Origin of the sequence: Nitrosomonas communis (assembly GCF_001007935.1) — a bacterium.
GTDB lineage: Bacteria > Pseudomonadota > Gammaproteobacteria > Burkholderiales > Nitrosomonadaceae > Nitrosomonas > Nitrosomonas communis.
Window position 1 is genome coordinate 1669691 of record NZ_CP011451.1, and the last position, 17874, is coordinate 1687564.

Genomic DNA, 17874 nt, shown 5'->3' on the forward strand with positions numbered 1-17874 from the left:
AATATTCAAGCTTTGTTAGCGTGAAAGAGCAGGATGAATCTGATCAGATTCAGTCAGATCTTCATGCTCGGTAACGGGAAAATGATAATAAACTGCGTTCAGGTAATGAGTGACCTCTTTGATCTCATCCTCATTCCAGCCAAGATGCATGTTGCTCTGCCAGCGCGCCACCTCTGCCTTCAAGGCACGCCAGTCTGTCGCTATTTTCTTCTCACGCCAATGAATTTTGGTATTGTGGCAATTAATACAGTGTGTAAAATAAAGCAGTTCGCCGCGGGTTTCGCTTGATCCTGCTTGTGCATAAGCCTGGGGGCACACTGCCAATCCTAGCAGATATGTCAATACAAACCAAATTTTCTTTTCTATTGCCATAGCAAGCTCGTAACCGTTTTGCCCATAATTTCCTGGTTAAACACCACTTCGGCTATTGGCGTGCCGACACAAGCGACCCCGTAGCAAACATGTAACGGCACTAGATGATCTTCTATTGGATGGCAAAATCGAGCAGACGGCGCTTTTTCCTACTCAATTAGTTGCTGTTCGCGTTTTTTAGGTGAAAGAGCCTGACTGGTACATGTTTCAATTAACCAGCTATCAAATTCATTGTTTTCTTTGTTGCTATCAATTTCTCGCGAGAAAAATACTTTTAAATTATGAAATGACATACCTGAGCCGATAATCAAGATGTTTTTCTTCCGTAAAGGAGTGATGGCTTTTCCTAGAGCAATATGCTTGCGAGGGTCCAAATTCTTGAGTAGCGATAACTGGATGCAGGGTATCTGCGCCTCCGGATACATCAGCTTGAGCAGCACAAATAAACCATGATCAAACCCCCGCTGTTCATCAAGTCTTGCTGGAATGCCATTTGCTGTTATCAGTTCAAACACTTCTTTGGCTAGCTGTGGATGGCCAGGTGCAGCATATTTAATTTGATAAGCTTCAGCAGGAAACCCCCGTAGTAATCGTAGATTATTCTAGGATGACTGCCACTTGTTATGGTCGCTATCTCTTCTTCCCAGTGGGCGCTAATAAACAGAATCGCTGACGGCGTGCCCAGTCTGCTGGTAATCTCTTTCAGAAAAGAAACCATCTTTTCATGTGCTTTATCACCTAGAATGGGCAAGGGTCCACCTCCATGTGGTAAATACAAAACCGGTGAAAGTGTTTCGGATGCTGGGCTAGCCATATAAAATTCCTGGTGGTAAAGATGCTCACGCAAGGCTGACTAATGCGTTGCAGTAGCATATTTTTTCATCAGCAACGGATCAAACCAATTTACTTTTATTGCGAGGTAATGTTAACGGACGCTAACTAAGCGGGCAATAATGCCTTTGCATACAATTTTTATCCGCTCGCATATAAAACAGGGGCTATTGCTGAAAGAGTTAACTGGAATGGGTAATTTATTTCCAAAGCTTATAAGATTATTGCTGAGAAAGGGTAAAGTTGAGAATATTTGTGGATCTGATTACGGTAACGGCATCAAATCCTGGCCTCAATCAAGACACCAATAACAAAAAACCGCCCTAAGAGGGCGGTTAAAGTATTTTAATCATCATATTTGCGTCATATTGGAGTGGATAGGTTTAGCGCTAACCTTTGGATCGTTTCTCATCGCCTTTGTCCGGCATAGAATCACGTTCCATCAGTGCGCTTGGTGGATACTGACCTGGTTTGGGTTCCATACAAGCGGTTAAAGAAGATGCGGCTAAGAGTACAGCTAATATGAGTGAGAGTTTCATTTTTGTAGTCTCCTATAATTATAGAAAAAATATAAAATTAAATAGATCTTCTAAAATATATAACACCACATACTTTTTCATTATCGAAAAAGTTATAATATAATTAACATAGTGAGAATATATTGTCAAGCAGAAAAATAACCTTGTAGAGAACAAATAACCTATTCCACTGAATTTCTTACGTTCGATTGATTCAATATTTTAAATGGGATATCCAATTGAAAATATTGGGAAATTGATTCTACTCAATCTCAGTCTAATGTTTCCACTTTCCTAAAACAGTGGCAACAGTGGTGAGTTTTTGGCTAAATCTGAGTTCGGTTCAGATCAAATATATTGCCTAAATTGAGCATCGTTTCATGTACCATCGATTCTCATCCTATTTCCGAATTAAAACTACCTCTGTCGGCTTCACCTTGCCGTATTATGGATACTATCTGCGGCTCGCCGTCGAGTCATATTTGATTAGGACAGGGAATGAAGCTTAAATAAAGCGCAGAATACTCTCCGGGTACCGCCATTTCAAAGCTCGATAAGCACAGCAAATGGGATAAAGTAACCCCAGAGTCAGGGCAGCAGCAAGAAAGGCTTGTCCAAGTCCAGCACGCTCCAGAAGCAGGGTCAATAGCGCCAACACGGCAAAATGCGCCAGGTAGAAAAAAAGGGCCGTTTGGCCAAATACTAGAATAGGGCCATATTGGCCAATGCTTATTTTCGGCTGTAACCATAGCAAGGTGGCCAGTATGATCATCATTAACCCTAGCTCGAGCGAAATATAGCTGATGCTCGGCGGATATTTGCTGACATGCAACCATTGAATAACCGAATTGTCTTCACGGTACAGCAACATATTGCCGTAGCCATTGACACCCCGCACCAGCAAAAAGCAGATTAACGCTAGCAGACCAACTGTCAGCAACACACGCGCCACTGGCCAACTGCTTTGCTGACGAGTTGTCAGCCAGTCGCCGAATACCCATCCCAGCATCATGATAGCAAGCCATGGCATCGCCGGGTAAAGTACGGTGAATGATGCGCTGAACCAAGGAGCAAAGGTCAGTGCGAGCCACAGCGGCACCTGCTCATGCGGCTGCCAGAACAGGAGAGTGAACGCTTCCCCGCCTATGAGCAGCATCAGCGCGCTGATCAATAAAACGCGCCTACCCAGACGATAGAGCAGCGCCATTAACATCATGCTGACGCCGATCGCATACAGTACTTGCAGATACAACTTTCCACTGAGGAATGAGAACACGATGATATCCAACAGCGCAATCAATGCGCCGCGAATGAGCAGATCACGATCAATAGCCTTGCTGTCCAAACCTTTTTCACGCCGCTGCACGATACTCAGTGCTATCGCTGTTCCCGTCAGAAACACAAAGGTGGGTGCGCTCAGATGCGTTATCCAGCGAGTAAAAAATTGCTCGACAACGAAACTTGATCCAACCACATGCTTTATGATGGTATCGTTTGCAATACGTCCTTGATTAAAAAATGCTGATGCATGATCTAGTGTCATCAATACCATGACAAAGCCGCGCATCCAGTCGATTGCTGCAATACGATTCATGTGGTTCTACCAAACTGGCTGGACTCGCTTTTCAGCTTTCAGGTTGCCGCCCAAAACGAGAAGCATTGAGCGTCATATCAGCGCGTTGCCATGCCTTCTTGAAGCGAGCTTCGATGAGTGCTGCCTGATCATTTTTCTGCTGAGCGCGCAATGCTTGCAACAAACCGTACAATGCCCAGCCGTTGTTGCGATTGCGCCGCAAGTCTTCCCAATAGACCGTTTCTGCTTCGTGTGCATGTCCTGCTTCGAGCAGAATGGCCCCCAGCGCCAGTCGTGGCGGAAAATGCCATTCGGCAGGTTCAGTATAAACCAGGCCATCTTCCAGGCGGACCGCGTGGTCGAGAAGCACAATCGCTTCGTCAAATTTTCCTTGAGCGGCGGCGATCTCGCCGGCCAATACCTTAGGTGCGATTGCGAGTACGCTACGCGCAGTATTCTGTGAGAATAACGGCGTATCCCAGCCTGTTTCCTGCATGATCTTGTCAAGTGATGCGAGCTCCTGCTCCGCTTGCTGCAGTTGGCCCGTTGCCACATGTGCGAGACCACGCACATAATGCCAGCTACCGGTCAGGAAAGCATTGGTTGCAGTGGGGGCTGGTTCTTTTAGTACCTCTTGCCAGCGGCCAAATCGTGCCAGCGACCAGTACGGAATAACACGGAATATCACTGTGATGGGTAATTCATTCAATGTGTTATCGCTGATTTGGTCTGCAGCTTTGCGGGCTGCGTCGAGCGCGATCTTGCTTTGCCCATCCATTGTGGCTGCGAACCAGAGAAAGTGAATGTTGTGCGGATAATACCCAATCGGATAGATTCCTTGCGCCTGGGATTGTGCAAGATAGGCTTCATCCGCGGCAATGGCGAGCTGATTGCTTTTCATCGAGTCTGCATAGCGCCCGACCCGCTGATAAATATGCGAAGCCATATGGACTGTATGGCCTGCATCTGGCATCAGCGTCAATAAGGTATCTGCTGCTTTTTCCGCGCGCTCGGGGGTACAGGTGGATTCCATGAGATGAATGTACATGTGCAAAGCGCCGGGATGCTTCGGATCTTTACGCATGACTTCTTCTGTGATCGCGACAATTTCGGTGGTGCCTTCATAGGGCTGTCCGTCTGGCATCCAGTAGCCCCACGGCCGAACATCCATCATCGATTCGACATAAAGGATGGCGATATCGAGATCATCCGGAAAACGTTGGTGTGCTGAGCGCATGGCTGCTGCATAAGCCCGATTATTCGCGCTGCGATCTTCTGCATTACCCGTGTAACGTTTTTCCAGTGCACGAATCAGTGCCTGCTCTCTCGGTGTTGTGGTTGCCATCAGCGAGACCGCCTTTTGAACAAGCTCATATGCCTCTTGCTCTGTTTGAGGTTCCATCATCGCATTAATATTAGGTCCTAGCACGAGCGCCTGACCCCAATACGCCATTGCCAAATTAGGATCGAGGCGTGCCGCTTCGCTGAAGGCATGGCCTGCTTCGGCATGATTGAACCCATAAGCCAGATTCAACCCCTGATTCATGAATAATTGCGCCTGCGGTTTGTCGGTGCTTACGGGAAAAGTATGGGCGCCAAGATTCAGCAGCTTGGGCACGAGCTGACCAGCTGGCCCGGGATGATGGGCTGGCTGCCTGTGTTCATGCTTATGAACCGAGGTGGGTTGATCTGCCGCCTGTGCTAAATTTATCTGAGCCTGTGAGCTTAACGAGATGGTAACGGTAATCAGGAAACGAAGGAACTGGTCTATCATAATTGCCCTCTTTGTCTATACAACAGGTAATCCTACTTTATCATTAAGATTGATTTTGTAATAGAACTAGGTAGAGTGGGATGATGGAATCTGGTCTGACTGATCATTGCCAGACCAGAAGGAACTCGCTCTTACAGCTTTTTCAATAGGATAAGGGACTAGGCTGTCCTTCTAAAACCAGTCTGCCATTTTCATCGACTCTCATGTCAAAAGTACGCCAGTCCCGTGTTTTAACATGAACATCATAAGTAGTGGCTGAATTCATTATTTCCTTTTCAATTTTCTGAGCCTCCCCGCCTTGTAAGTTGGCAATGATCGTTTGTTGAACAGGTTCTGGAAGCTGGTATAGCTTGACCTCTGCTTCATATTTATGAGCGAAGATGGGTGTAACAAAAGCGGTAAGGGCAATCGCGGGGATAAGGGTACGTGCTTTAATATTCATCTTAATTCTCCTGTGAATGTTGTTAATACAAACAGTTACATAGAGTTTCTGATAAAGACTGTCAACACGAGTGGCTGTTAGTGAGCGGATAGCAACTTAAGAGTTAATTTGCTCAGAGGCACTCACGGTCAATCCTACGTAAAGTAGTAAGAGAAAGCAATGAGAAGATGATGACAAGGCAGTCAATAGCCAGAAAAAAAAAAAGCCCATCAGTCAAGCTGATGGGCTTTTTTCATAACAATAATTATTACATTGCACAGCAAAATACTACAGCAAAGGAATAATCAGCAATGCTACGATATTGATAATTTTGATGAGTGGATTAATAGCTGGGCCAGCCGTATCTTTGTACGGATCGCCAACAGTATCACCGGTAACTGCTGATTTGTGCGCTTCACTTCCTTTACCACCATAGTTACCATCTTCAATATATTTTTTCGCATTATCCCATGCACCACCACCCGTTGTCATGGAAATAGCCACGAACAGACCGGTAATGATAGAGCCCATCAATACACCACCGAGTGCTTGTGGGCCTAGGATGATGCCCACCAACAGAGGAATCAGAACTGGCAGCAACGAGGGTGCGATCATTTCTTTAATGGCTGCTTTGGTCAGCATGTCCACCGCACGTGAATAATCCGGTTTACCTGTGCCTTCCATGATACCCGGAATTTCACTGAATTGACGGCGCACTTCAATGACGACAGAACCTGCGGCACGCCCAACGGCTTCCATTGACATGGCACCAAACAGGTAAGGCACCATACCACCAATGAACAGACCGATAATGACCAGGTGGTTAGACAAATCAAAAGTGAGCAACTTATTAGCATGCTCCAGACCATAGGTATAATCAGCAAACAGCACGAGTGCAGCTAACCCTGCGGAACCAATGGCATAACCTTTGGTAACGGCTTTGGTGGTGTTACCGACGGCATCGAGTGGATCAGTAATCGCACGCACGGACTCGGGCATGCCGGACATTTCAGCAATACCACCTGCATTGTCCGTAATGGGGCCATAGGCATCCAGTGCCACAATAATACCGGTCATGGACAGCATGGCGGTAGCGGCAATGGCAATCCCATACAGACCTGCCAGCGAATAGGCAATCAGGATACTTGCACACACGGCCAGAACAGGTGCAGCCGTAGCGCGCATGGACACGCCCAGACCTGCGATAATATTGGTACCATGCCCTGTCGTTGATGCGTTAGCGATGTGCTGAACAGGTGGATATTCGGTCGAGGTGTAATACTCGGTGATGATGACCATCAATCCAGTCAGGATCAACCCGATCGCCGCGCAAATAAACAAGCGCATAACCAGTTCGCCGCCAGCGATATCAACCCCATCCAGGTTTAATGACAGACCACCCATAAACCAGACAGTGACGGGCAGATAGGCGAAGAACGCAATGCCACCTGCAACAGCCAGGCCGCGGTAAAGCGCATTCATGATTTTGCCGCCTTCACGCATCTTGACATAATAGCAACCGATGATAGAAGCGACGATCGAGACCGCACCGAGCATCAATGGATAAACAACAGCGTTGGCAGCGTCTGACGTGAACAACAAAGAACCCAGTATCATGGTCGCGATGATGGTAACGGCATAGGTTTCAAACAAATCGGCTGCCATCCCGGCACAATCACCCACATTATCCCCTACGTTATCCGCAATGACTGCCGGATTGCGTGGATCGTCTTCAGGAATGCCCGCTTCGACCTTGCCTACCAAGTCTGCGCCAACGTCTGCACCTTTTGTGAAAATACCTCCACCCAGACGTGCGAAAATGGAAATCAGCGAACCACCAAAGGCAAAACCAACCAGTGGATGAATGATGTCGCTCATAGCCTGGTCAGCAGTTGAATCGCTGTATAACATTGCGCAATACCCTGCTACCCCCAATAATCCAAGTCCTACCACCAGCATGCCAGTCACGGCACCGCCGCGGAAGGCAATCTCCAATGCTTGATTCAGACCGGAACGTGCCGCTTCGGCCGTGCGTACATTAGATTGTACCGATACGGTCATACCCATGAAACCAGCGACACCAGAAAGCACTGCACCTAAGGCAAAGCCAAAGGCTGTGCTCCATGAAAGGGCCGCGCCTATGGCCAGAAATAAAAGCAAACCAACCATACCGATGGTCATGTATTGGCGCTTGAGATAAGCCGACGCACCTTCTTGTATAGCAGCAGCGATTTCCTGCATACGTGCATTGCCGGGAGACTGCGCATAGATACGCCGGATCCAGATGCCACTGAAAACCAGGGCAAGAATCGCGCTGATAATTGCGATCGTTAAACCGTTTGCCATAAAGAACTCCAATTAAAGCCAGACCACCTGAAAAACATGCGAAATTTGGTCTGGAAATTTCGCATCAATCATCTAATTTGAACCAGAAACAGCAAGAGCGCCTATTTTATACGTCTTGCTGTCAGAATGTAACTATATGAGACTAAAGCTTGAATTCACCCAATTTCTTACTGACTCCGGTGTTCTGCAACCGGACATAATCGGGCAATCCATTCTTATAAGGAGGGTAATCTTCTCCTTCTATTAATGGCGAGAGATACTGACGACATTTTTCTGTAATGCCAAAACCATCCTCAGTAATAAAGTCGGCCGGCATCATTTTCTCTACATTTGCCACTTTTGATAATTCAGCCATACCGACTTTCCAGCTATAAGGGGTGTTGGAGACACGCTCAATGGTTGGCATGACTGAGTTATGCCCAGCGATCGCATATTCGACAGCGGCTTTACCCATCGCATAGGCTTGCTCCACATCAGTTTTGGAGGCAATATGTCGTGCTGCACGCTGGAGATAATCAGCCACCCCCCAGTGGTATTTTAGACCAAGACCATCTTTGATAATATTGGCCACTACCGGCGCGACGCCGCCTAGCTGCGCATGACCAAACGCATCGCGTAATCCCTGGTCAGAAAGGAACTTGTCATCCGAGCCCTTGACCCCTTCTGACACCACTACTGAGCAATAACCAAATTGCTTGACATAGCTATCGATTTTAGCGAGAAATTTTTCTTTTTCAAAAGTGATTTCTGGAAACAGGATCACGATAGGTATTTCACAGTCTTTACTGGAAGCTAATCCGCCCGCTGCCGCAATCCATCCTGCGTGACGGCCCATGACTTCGAGCACGAACACTTTGGTAGAGGTTTTAGCCATGCTGGCTACGTCAAAACTGGCTTCGCGTGTCGATACTGCAATATATTTTGCGACCGAGCCAAACCCGGGGCAACAATCGGTAATGGGCAAATCATTATCGACTGTCTTCGGCACATGAATGGCTTGGATAGGATAACCGAGTGTATCTGAGAGCTGTGATACTTTCAGGCAGGTATCTGCTGAATCTCCACCGCCATTATAAAAAAAATAACCAATATCGTGTGCCTTGAACACTTCAATCAGACGCTCATATTCGCGCCGGTTCTGTTCCAGGCTTTTCAGTTTATAACGGCAGGAACCAAAGGCACCCGAAGGGGTATGACGTAATGCTCTGATTGCTTCGGCGGATTCTGCGCTGGTATCAATCAAATCCTCCGTCAGTGCGCCAATGATACCATTTCGACCAGCGAACACCTTACCGATTTTGTCGCTATGCGCACGGGCTGTTTCCAGAACGCCCGCCGCAGAGGCATTAATAACGGCAGTTACACCGCCGGATTGCGCATAAAATGCATTTTTTATTGCCATATGATTTTTTTTCTCCCGAGTGATTAAAACGTTAGCACATCTTTTTTATTTGTTTTCAGAAATAGCTCAATCGCTTATTAATTATCAAAAAACTTTTAGGAATTTTTAGAATTATTCATTTGTGAGCGAGGTGAGGATACTGTGGCGAATGGCTTCCACATCCCCCATACCAGCGATCTTGATATAACGTGGTGCGCCGGGTTTTCCACTGGCTGACCAGTCCGAGTAATATTGGATGAGCGGTTTGGTTTGATCATGGTAGACCTGCAAACGCTTCCTTACTGTTTCTTCTCGGTCATCGTCCCGCTGGATCAATGGCTCACCTGTTACATCATCTTTGCCGTCGACTTTGGGTGGGTTGAATTCGATATGATAGGTACGGCCCGAAGCTGGGTGTACCCTGCGACCGGACATACGTTTGATAATTTCGGTATCCACCACATCGATTTCGACGACATAATCAATCTGTATATTGGCTGTTTTTAGTGCTTCTGCTTGAGGAATCGTGCGGGGAAAGCCATCAAACAGAAAACCATTGGCGCAATCAGGTTCAGCAATACGCTCTTTGACGAGATTGATAATGATGTCATCTGACACCAGAGCACCTGACTCCATGATTTTTTTTGCCATGATGCCGAGTTCTGTCCCGGCCTTGACAGCATTGCGCAGCATGTCTCCAGTCGAGATTTGTGGGATACCGAAATGTTCTTTGATATAGTTGGCCTGGGTGCCTTTACCTGCTCCTGGGGCACCTAACAAAATGATTCTAATCTTTTTTCTCCTTATTATCGCCAAGAATACAATAAAAGAATGAGCTTAATGTCAGTAAATTCAAATTATATCGCAGGCTAGGCATATACTTGAAGTTTTTGCTGATTTTTCGTAAGGCTTCCTATACATCATGCAATAAGCTACTGCAAGTTTGTTTTTTCCGGTATTGAATATGCGATAATTCTATGAATTGTTAACAGGAAAAAAAGATGGACGAAAATAGAAATAAAGCGCTGGCTGCTGCGCTTTCCCAGATTGAAAAGCAGTTTGGTAAAGGTTCCATCATGCGGATGGATGCTAGCGATGTGGCTAGCGATATTCAAGTGGTTTCTACCGGGTCCTTGGGGTTGGATATTGCATTAGGTGTCGGTGGATTACCACGCGGCCGGATCATTGAAATTTATGGCCCTGAATCATCCGGTAAAACTACGCTGACTTTGCAGGTGATTGCCGAGATGCAAAAAATGGGCGGGACGGCTGCCTTTATCGATGCCGAGCACGCACTGGATCCGCAATATGCTCAGAAAATAGGGGTCAATATTCAGGAGCTGCTGATTTCTCAGCCCGATAATGGCGAGCAGGCACTTGAAATAACCGATATGCTGGTTCGTTCCGGCTCGGTCGATATCGTCGTGGTCGACTCAGTGGCCGCATTGACTCCACGCGCGGAGATTGAAGGTGAGATGGGTGAACCGCAGATGGGGTTACAAGCAAGACTGATGTCGCAGGCGTTGCGTAAATTGACGGCCAATATCAAGCGCAGCAACACCATGGTCATCTTCATCAATCAGATCCGCATGAAGATCGGCGTGATCTTTGGCAATCCCGAAACGACGACTGGCGGCAACGCCTTAAAGTTTTATGCCTCGGTCCGATTGGATATCCGCCGCACTGGCTCGATCAAAAAGGGCGAAGAAGTGATCGGCAATGAAACGCGGGTGAAAGTTGTCAAGAACAAGGTAGCGCCACCATTCAAGGAAGCTGAGTTCGATATTCTTTATGGGGAAGGCATCTCGCGGGAAAGTGAAATCATTGAATTGGGGGTATTGTATAAATTAATCGAGAAAGCAGGTGCCTGGTATTCTTACAATGGTGAAAAGATCGGTCAAGGTAGGGACAATGTGCGCGATTATCTGAAAGAGCATAAGGAAATGGCCAAAGAAATCGAGCAAAAAATCCGAGCTGTCGCGGGTCTGACTGAACTGCCTAAAGCCGTTCAGTCAGAAGAGAAAACCGGTGATTGATGAATGTCAAGCAAAGTTTACAAACCCGCGCCCTGCACCTGTTAGCCAGACGCGAATATTCCCGGCTTGAACTGGAAAAGAAGCTGGCTGGGCACGCTGAGACACCCGAGGCGCTATCAGAAGTACTGGATACACTGGAACATCGAGGGTTGCTCTCGGCAGAACGGTTAGTCGAACAAGTAGTGCATGGTCGCCGGCACAAATATGGTGCGCAGCGCATTCGCCATGAGTTAAAAGAAAAAGGCATTGCTGATCATTTGATCGATACGGCAATGTCTGAGTTAAAAGAAACCGAATTACAGACTGCGCGTGAAATATGGCGCAAGAAATTCGGTGTAATGCCTGAAAGTTTGAAAGAACGCAGTAAACAGGCGCGCTTTCTGGCAACAAGAGGGTTTTCAGCAGCAACTATTCGCCAGATTCTGGCTTGCCCGGATGAAGAGGGATAAAGCCTTGCCCTCATTGATACGTGTATGAGAAATGGAACCAACATGAAAAGCAGTGAAATAAGACAAAACTTCCTGGAATTCTTCGAGTCGCATGGCCACACCATCGTCGCGTCCAGTTCACTTGTTCCAGGCAATGACCCCACCTTGCTGTTCACGAACGCCGGCATGGTGCAATTCAAAGATGTATTTCTGGGCTTGGACAAACGGCCTTATACGCGGGCGGCGAGTTCACAGCGCTGTGTACGCGCGGGCGGCAAACACAATGACCTGGAGAATGTCGGCTATACCGCGCGGCATCATACATTTTTTGAAATGCTGGGTAATTTCAGTTTTGGTGATTACTTCAAGCGTAATGCCATCCAGTACGCATGGGAATTTCTGACCAAAGTGCTGTCCATTCCTCAGGAAAAGCTCTGGGTGACCGTTTATGCCGAAGATGATGAGGCCGCTGACATCTGGTTGAATGAGGTCGGGGTTGAGCCTGCGCGCTTTGTACGCATTGCCACCATGGATAATTTCTGGCAGATGGGCGATACCGGTCCGTGCGGGCCGTGTTCCGAGATTTTTTATGATCATGGCCCCGAAGTAGCTGGCGGGCCGCCCGGCTCAGCCGATGCCGACGGGGATCGGTATATCGAAATCTGGAATCTGGTCTTCATGCAATACAATCGCGATACCAGCGGTACCTTGCACCCTTTGCCCAAACCCTCGGTCGATACCGGTATGGGGCTGGAGCGGATTTCAGCGGTGATGCAGGAAGTACACAGCAACTATGACATCGATCTGTTCCAGGACTTGATCAAAGCGGCGGCACGTGAGACACAAACGCATGATTTTTCCAATAACTCGCTCAAAGTGATCGCTGACCATATTCGCGCCTGTGCCTTTCTGATCACCGATGGCGTCATTCCCGGCAATGAAGGACGGGGTTATGTATTACGCCGCATTATTCGGCGTGCGATTCGGCATGGCTACCGGCTGGAACAGAAAACGCCTTTCTTCCATCGGCTGGTGGATGATCTCGCTAAAGTGATGGGGCAGGCTTATCCTGAACTCGTGGCCGCCAAAACTCGCGTAGCGAGTGTACTCAAGCAGGAAGAGGAGCGTTTTGCAGAAACTTTGGAAAACGGAATGCAGGTGCTGGAAGCCGCTTTACGCGAACAAAGCGGCATTCTGCCCGGTGAAACGGTTTTCCGGCTGTATGATACCTTTGGTTTTCCGGTTGACCTGACAGCGGATATTGCGCGCGAACGCGGTATTAATATCGATCATGCCGGCTTCGAGGAAGCCATGGCAGACCAGCGCGAGCGTGCGCGCGCTGCTGGCAAATTCACCATGCAAGGTGGCATCGAATATCATGGCATTCCGACCGAATTTTATGGCTATGACAGCCTGCAGCAGGAGGGAACCGTGCTTGCCATCTACAAGCAAGGCAGTCAGGTTGATTTTATCGAAGCTGCGGACGAAGCGGTGATCGTGCTCGACCGTACTCCTTTTTATGCAGAGTCGGGCGGCCAAGTCGGTGATTGCGGTGAACTGCTGGTGGCCAACGGTACGTTTGTGGTGTCTGATACACAGAAAATTCAGGCCAACGTGTATGGTCACAAGGGTTTTTTAAGCAGCGGCCGGCTGGTCGTTGGCGATTCAGTCCTGGCAAAAGTCAATGCAGTCGCGCGTGCCAATACGGCCAATAATCATTCAGCCACCCATTTGCTGCATGCGGCCTTACGCCAAGTACTGGGTCCCCATGTGACGCAGAAAGGTTCACTGGTGGATGCATATCGACTGCGTTTTGATTTTTCTCATCATGCGCCGATGCAGCCTGATGAGCTACGTACCGTCGAGCATCTGGTCAATGAGCAGATACGCCATAATCATGACGTAGCCACGCAGCAGATGGGATACGACGATGCGATCAAACGCGGCGCCATGGCGCTGTTTGGTGAAAAGTATGGGGCTGATGTGCGCGTAGTCGCAATGGGTGATTTTTCGACAGAGCTGTGTGGAGGCACCCATGTAGCCCATAGCGGCGATATCGGCTTCTTCAAGATTATCAGTGAATCAGGTGTGGCCGCCGGCATTCGGCGTATTGAAGCCGTTACCGGGCAGGCTGCCGTAGAATATGCGCAGCAGCGTGAACTGCAATTACTCGCAATTAGCGATACCCTGAAAGCCGCTCCCCAGGAAGTCAGCCAGAAAATTACTCAACTGCTCGATCATGCCCGGCAGTTGGAACGAGAGCTCACTTCAATGAAATCTAAGCTGGCTACGCTGCAAAGTGGTGAGCTGAGTAAGCAAGTCAATGAAATCAAAGGAGTGAAAATACTGGCGGCTCGCCTGGAAGGCGTGAATGCCAAAATCCTGCGTGAAACTCTCGATAATTTTAAGCATCAATTAAAATCATGCATCGTCGTACTGGCAACGGCAGAAGCCGGGAAAGTGACGCTTATTGCTGGGATCACCGATGATTTGACCGCAAAAGTCAAAGCGGGAGAGTTGATCAATTATGTTGCCCAGCAGGTAGGGGGTAAAGGAGGCGGACGGGCGGATATGGCGCAGGCGGGCGGTACCTTGCCGGATAAACTGCCTGATGCATTACAGAGTGTGGCCGGTTGGGTAGAGAAAAGATTATAGCAGTAGTATTCAGTCACTCGACTCAAGCAGTTTAACCGGTTAATAGTAAATTAATCTGGTATGAGGAGAGCAAGATGAAAAAACTATCCAGAAGAAAGTTTATTAAGTTGGGGATAACAGGTGGAGTCGTCGGCGCCTTAACACCAAAAAGAGGGGCGGCCAAAACGCTGCTGGCACCTACCCCTCCTGAAACAGAAGGTCCGTTTTATCCCGTGACCCCGCAGGACGATAAAGATTTTGATTTGACGCGTATACAAGGCCGTGATGGCGTGGCGCAAGGTAAACACATGATCGTTACCGGAAGTGTGCTGGATAATCATGGTCAGCCAGTGCCCCAGGCTACGGTCGAAATCTGGCAGGCTAATGCAAAGGGGCGCTACCGTCACCCGCAGGATGCTAATCCTGCACCCCTGGATCCGAATTTTCAGGGCTGGGCAATCGTATCGACAGATGAGAATGGCGAATTTCGTTTTAAAACCGTCATGCCGGGCTCGTATCCCGCATCATCCACCTGGGTACGGCCACCTCATATCCATTTCAAGATATCTAAAAAGGGCTACGAGGAATTGACCACCCAAATGTATTTTCCTGGGGAAGCACTGAATGAAACCGATTTATTGCTCAACCAGAAAAGCCCCTCGGAGCGTTTGTTGATGATCGCCAGAAAAAGAGGCCCATCAGAAACAGAAGCGCTGGAGGTTTACGAGTATGCTATCGTGCTCAATCAAAAATCTTAAATTATATTTTTATTAAAACAAAAACATGACCACCAAACATTACCAATTGCTCATTCTTGGTTCTGGACCTGCAGGCTATACGGCCGCAATCTATGCAGCGCGCGCCAACCTCAATCCTGTCGTTATCACTGGACTGGCTCAGGGGGGGCAGCTCATGACGACGACTGATGTCGATAATTGGCCGGCTGATGTACAAGGTGTACAAGGGCCCGAATTGATGGAACGTTTCCAGAAACACGCCGAGCGTTTCCAAACTGAAATCATCTTCGATCATATCCATACGGCCAAGCTGACGGAGAAGCCCTTCACCCTGATAGGCGATCAAGGTACTTACACCTGTGATGCATTGATTATCGCCACGGGCGCATCAGCCAAATACCTGGGATTGCCTTCAGAAGAGGCCTATATGGGCAAAGGTGTCTCGGCGTGTGCCACCTGCGACGGTTTTTTCTATAAAGGCCAGGATGTCGCCGTGATCGGGGGCGGCAATACTGCGGTGGAGGAAGCCTTGTATCTTTCTCATATTGCGCGCAACGTGACCGTGGTACACCGGCGCGATAAATTCCGTTCGGAAAAAATTCTGATTGATAAACTGATGAACAAGACGCAAGAGGGCAACGTCACGTTAGCACTCAATCATGTGCTGGATGAAATACTCGGTGATGAATCCGGCGTAACCGGCATGCGCATCAAGAATGTGCATGATGGCGCCACCCGTACGCTGGAGTTAAAGGGGGTCTTTATTGCCATTGGGCATCAGCCCAATACCGATCTTTTTCAGGGGCAACTGCACATGAGAAATGGCTATATCATTACGCGCGGCGGCAATGAAGGTAATGCCACCGCCACTAATATTGAGGGGGTATTTGCTGCGGGCGATGTGCAGGATCATATTTATCGCCAGGCTGTGACCAGTGCGGGCACCGGCTGTATGGCTGCACTGGATGCGGAGAAATATCTTGATGGGTTAAAGTGAAACCAGACAAAAAAGGATTAACTTCCGACCAGACAATTAACGAGGAAGAGGCGGCCTTGTTTCGTGAGGCGATGCGGGATGTCATCCCACTGACGCCATCCCGGCAAGTCGTTCATCGACCCAAGCCGCCGCGGCCGATACCTCGGCCTGCGGTGCAGACCGCTACCACCGCGGCGAGCCAGGATACGCTGTCAGATCATGTCTCACTGGAAATCCCCGATGGGGATGAGTGGGCTTACCTGCGCCCCGGCTTACCGCGTCAGACGTTGCGCAGATTACGGCGCGGTCACTGGAAAATTCAGGCTGAGCTGGATATGCACGGCATGACACAAAACCAGGCACGGTATGCGCTGGTTGCCTTTCTGGATGAATGTAGCCGGTATGGTGCCCGCTGTGTATGTGTCATCCATGGACGAGGATTAGGCTCGAAAAACCATGAGCCCGTGCTGAAATTGAAGGTGGGCAACTGGCTCGCACAACGTCATGATGTGTTGGCATTTTGCCAGGCAACTCCTGAGTACGGCGGCAGGGGTGCTGTGCTGGTACTGCTTAAATCAACGGTTTAATGCAACGGGGTTTCTCTGGCAGGCCAGGCCCATAGCCGCAATAATATGGCTGCCAAGGCAGCGACCCCGCCTGCCACAAAAAATGCCAGCGGTGCGCTGTGTAATTGCCATAAGGTGCCGAACAGTACCCCCGCAGGAATAGCAGCCAGTCCCACTGCCAGATGATACCAGCCAAAAGCAGTGCCTCGTTCCAGAGGAGGAGCGTAATCACTGATCAGAGCCCGTTCAGCACCTTCGCTGAGGCCAACAAACAGGCCATAAAAAATACTGACTATCCACAACCCACTACTGCTGGTTACCAGACCAAACAGCAGGAACGATACCGCAAACGCAACCCAGCTAATCAGCATCAAACTGCCGCGTCCATAGCGATCAGCCAGTTGCCCGCCGACAGTCGAGGTTACGGCTTTAGCCAGACTGATAGCAGACCAGATCAGTAGCAGCTCTACTACGCCCACACCCAGTTGATACCCCAGTAGCAAAATAAAGGTTTCAGAAGCGCGTGCTAAAGTAAAAAGTGTCAGTACCAGCAGATAGCGCCGGGTTGATCTGGATAATAATGACCAGCGCAAAGGAGGTAAGGATGGCATGGCTTCGGAAGGCGTCTCTTTCTTATTTCCAATGTTCTCTTCCTTGATCCCCATGCTCAGCAGCAGGATGGCTACCATGCCCGGTAGTGCAGACCATAAAATTACCTCGATCAAATCCAGCCCCGTCCAGGCAAGTATGGCTGCGGCAGCGAGACTCCCAGCTACTGCTCCGCCATTATCCAGCGCGCGATGAAAGCCGTAGGCGTAGCCACGCATATGCGAGGGAGTCGCATCTGCTACCAGCGCATCACGCGGTGCCGTGCGAATGCCCTTACCCACACGGTCAATGCTGCGCAGCAGCAGCACGACTGGCCAGGAAACCGCCAGCCCCAGTAGAGGGCGGGCCGTGTTTGATAACAGATAGCCTGCTAATGTCAGTTTCTTGCGACGTCCCCCTATCAGATCAGAATGACGCCCCGACCAGAGTTTCAGCAGACTGGCGATCGCATCGGCTATACCTTCCACCAAACCTAATGCCACGGGTCCGGCAGCCAGCACGGAAGCCAGCAAAATTGGAATAAGCGGTGCGACGATATCAGATGCAAAATCATTGAAAAAACTGACCAGGCCAAGCACGACTACGGTACGTGGTAATTTTTTCTGCGCTGCATTATGCTCAAGAGACGGTTTATATTTATCCATCCCTACATAATAGCGTAAAATGTAGGCT

17 protein-coding genes are annotated in these 17874 nt (G+C 48.8%); 6 read left to right on the forward strand and 11 right to left on the reverse strand.

What is annotated here, in order from left to right; genetic code table 11:
* Nucleotides 1-15 precede the first annotated feature (15 nt).
* The 10 genes from AAW31_RS07650 to adk form a co-directional block, all read right to left on the reverse strand.
* Nucleotides 16-372: a hypothetical protein gene (locus AAW31_RS07650; protein ID WP_046849781.1), complete on the reverse strand. Its 357-nt coding sequence runs from the start codon at nucleotides 370-372 to the stop codon at nucleotides 16-18.
* A 149-nt stretch (nucleotides 373-521) separates the two neighbouring features.
* Nucleotides 522-887, reverse strand: coding sequence for a DODA-type extradiol aromatic ring-opening family dioxygenase (locus AAW31_RS22670; protein ID WP_235264527.1), 366 nt, complete (start codon nucleotides 885-887; stop codon nucleotides 522-524).
* Nucleotides 888-895: 8 nt separating this feature from the next.
* Complete coding sequence (locus AAW31_RS22675) at nucleotides 896-1186, reverse strand: class III extradiol ring-cleavage dioxygenase family protein (RefSeq protein WP_235264528.1); 291 nt, start codon at nucleotides 1184-1186, stop codon at nucleotides 896-898.
* 406 nt (nucleotides 1187-1592) lie between these two features.
* Nucleotides 1593-1742, reverse strand: a complete 150-nt coding sequence (locus AAW31_RS21890; RefSeq protein ID WP_170828975.1) for a hypothetical protein — start codon at nucleotides 1740-1742, stop codon at nucleotides 1593-1595.
* 484 nt (nucleotides 1743-2226) lie between these two features.
* Nucleotides 2227-3315, reverse strand: a complete 1089-nt coding sequence (locus AAW31_RS07660; protein ID WP_052752141.1) for a DUF1624 domain-containing protein — start codon at nucleotides 3313-3315, stop codon at nucleotides 2227-2229.
* Nucleotides 3316-3346: 31 nt separating this feature from the next.
* Entirely contained in the window at nucleotides 3347-5068 is a 1722-nt protein-coding gene (locus tag AAW31_RS07665; protein ID WP_046849782.1) for a tetratricopeptide repeat protein, read from the reverse strand.
* 142 nt (nucleotides 5069-5210) lie between these two features.
* Nucleotides 5211-5510: a hypothetical protein gene (locus tag AAW31_RS07670; RefSeq protein WP_046849783.1), complete on the reverse strand. Its 300-nt coding sequence runs from the start codon at nucleotides 5508-5510 to the stop codon at nucleotides 5211-5213.
* Nucleotides 5511-5777: 267 nt separating this feature from the next.
* Nucleotides 5778-7835 carry a sodium-translocating pyrophosphatase gene (locus AAW31_RS07675; protein ID WP_046849784.1) on the reverse strand — a complete coding sequence of 686 codons (2058 nt, stop codon included), beginning with the start codon at nucleotides 7833-7835 and terminating at the stop codon, nucleotides 5778-5780.
* A 142-nt stretch (nucleotides 7836-7977) separates the two neighbouring features.
* Nucleotides 7978-9237 (reverse strand): 6-phosphofructokinase, encoded by a 1260-nt coding sequence (locus AAW31_RS07680; RefSeq protein WP_046849785.1) that lies wholly within the window; start codon nucleotides 9235-9237, stop codon nucleotides 7978-7980.
* A 111-nt stretch (nucleotides 9238-9348) separates the two neighbouring features.
* The gene (adk, locus tag AAW31_RS07685) at nucleotides 9349-10008 is read right to left on the reverse strand and encodes an adenylate kinase (protein ID WP_046851606.1); all 660 of its coding nucleotides are present in this window, start codon (nucleotides 10006-10008) and stop codon (nucleotides 9349-9351) included.
* A gap of 209 nt (nucleotides 10009-10217) precedes the next feature.
* Between adk and recA the strand changes: the two genes are divergently transcribed.
* The 6 genes from recA to AAW31_RS07715 all read left to right on the forward strand — a co-directional run bounded on the left by recA (nucleotide 10218) and on the right by AAW31_RS07715 (nucleotide 16614).
* Nucleotides 10218-11252 carry a recombinase RecA gene (recA, locus tag AAW31_RS07690; RefSeq protein WP_046849786.1) on the forward strand — a complete coding sequence of 345 codons (1035 nt, stop codon included), beginning with the start codon at nucleotides 10218-10220 and terminating at the stop codon, nucleotides 11250-11252.
* Nucleotides 11252-11701 (forward strand): recombination regulator RecX, encoded by a 450-nt coding sequence (gene recX, locus AAW31_RS07695; protein WP_046849787.1) that lies wholly within the window; start codon nucleotides 11252-11254, stop codon nucleotides 11699-11701. Before recA ends, recX begins: the two co-directional genes overlap by 1 nt.
* 42 nt (nucleotides 11702-11743) lie before the next feature.
* Nucleotides 11744-14335: an alanine--tRNA ligase gene (gene alaS / locus AAW31_RS07700; RefSeq protein ID WP_046849788.1), complete on the forward strand. Its 2592-nt coding sequence runs from the start codon at nucleotides 11744-11746 to the stop codon at nucleotides 14333-14335.
* 74 nt (nucleotides 14336-14409) lie between these two features.
* A complete protein-coding gene (locus AAW31_RS07705) occupies nucleotides 14410-15072 on the forward strand; it encodes a dioxygenase family protein (RefSeq protein WP_046849789.1) in 663 nt (220 codons plus the stop codon).
* 25 nt (nucleotides 15073-15097) lie between these two features.
* Nucleotides 15098-16048 carry a thioredoxin-disulfide reductase gene (trxB, locus tag AAW31_RS07710; RefSeq protein WP_046849790.1) on the forward strand — a complete coding sequence of 317 codons (951 nt, stop codon included), beginning with the start codon at nucleotides 15098-15100 and terminating at the stop codon, nucleotides 16046-16048.
* Nucleotides 16045-16614: a Smr/MutS family protein gene (locus AAW31_RS07715; RefSeq protein ID WP_235264529.1), complete on the forward strand. Its 570-nt coding sequence runs from the start codon at nucleotides 16045-16047 to the stop codon at nucleotides 16612-16614. Before trxB ends, AAW31_RS07715 begins: the two co-directional genes overlap by 4 nt.
* Here AAW31_RS07715 and AAW31_RS07720 read toward each other — a convergent pair.
* Nucleotides 16611-17846 (reverse strand): MFS transporter, encoded by a 1236-nt coding sequence (locus AAW31_RS07720; protein WP_046849791.1) that lies wholly within the window; start codon nucleotides 17844-17846, stop codon nucleotides 16611-16613. The two genes, AAW31_RS07715 and AAW31_RS07720, sit on opposite strands and share 4 nt — an antisense overlap.
* Between the last annotated feature and the right edge of the window lie 28 nt (nucleotides 17847-17874).

What these genes read in the sequence shown, in the direction of transcription:
- trxB (WP_046849790.1), top strand. Translation starts at nt 15,098, where the DNA reads ATGACCACCAAACATTACCAATTGCTCATTCTTGGTTCTGGACCTGCA.
- AAW31_RS07680 (WP_046849785.1), bottom strand. Translation starts at nt 9,237, where the DNA reads ATGGCAATAAAAAATGCATTTTATGCGCAATCCGGCGGTGTAACTGCC.
- AAW31_RS07650 (WP_046849781.1), bottom strand. Translation starts at nt 372, where the DNA reads ATGGCAATAGAAAAGAAAATTTGGTTTGTATTGACATATCTGCTAGGA.
- AAW31_RS21890 (WP_170828975.1), bottom strand. Translation starts at nt 1,742, where the DNA reads ATGAAACTCTCACTCATATTAGCTGTACTCTTAGCCGCATCTTCTTTA.
- AAW31_RS07660 (WP_052752141.1), bottom strand. Translation starts at nt 3,315, where the DNA reads ATGAATCGTATTGCAGCAATCGACTGGATGCGCGGCTTTGTCATGGTA.
- AAW31_RS07705 (WP_046849789.1), top strand. Translation starts at nt 14,410, where the DNA reads ATGAAAAAACTATCCAGAAGAAAGTTTATTAAGTTGGGGATAACAGGT.
- AAW31_RS22675 (WP_235264528.1), bottom strand. Translation starts at nt 1,186, where the DNA reads ATGGCTAGCCCAGCATCCGAAACACTTTCACCGGTTTTGTATTTACCA.
- AAW31_RS07720 (WP_046849791.1), bottom strand. Translation starts at nt 17,846, where the DNA reads ATGGATAAATATAAACCGTCTCTTGAGCATAATGCAGCGCAGAAAAAA.
- AAW31_RS07670 (WP_046849783.1), bottom strand. Translation starts at nt 5,510, where the DNA reads ATGAATATTAAAGCACGTACCCTTATCCCCGCGATTGCCCTTACCGCT.
- AAW31_RS07675 (WP_046849784.1), bottom strand. Translation starts at nt 7,835, where the DNA reads ATGGCAAACGGTTTAACGATCGCAATTATCAGCGCGATTCTTGCCCTG.
- AAW31_RS07665 (WP_046849782.1), bottom strand. Translation starts at nt 5,068, where the DNA reads ATGATAGACCAGTTCCTTCGTTTCCTGATTACCGTTACCATCTCGTTA.
- alaS (WP_046849788.1), top strand. Translation starts at nt 11,744, where the DNA reads ATGAAAAGCAGTGAAATAAGACAAAACTTCCTGGAATTCTTCGAGTCG.
- recA (WP_046849786.1), top strand. Translation starts at nt 10,218, where the DNA reads ATGGACGAAAATAGAAATAAAGCGCTGGCTGCTGCGCTTTCCCAGATT.
- recX (WP_046849787.1), top strand. Translation starts at nt 11,252, where the DNA reads ATGAATGTCAAGCAAAGTTTACAAACCCGCGCCCTGCACCTGTTAGCC.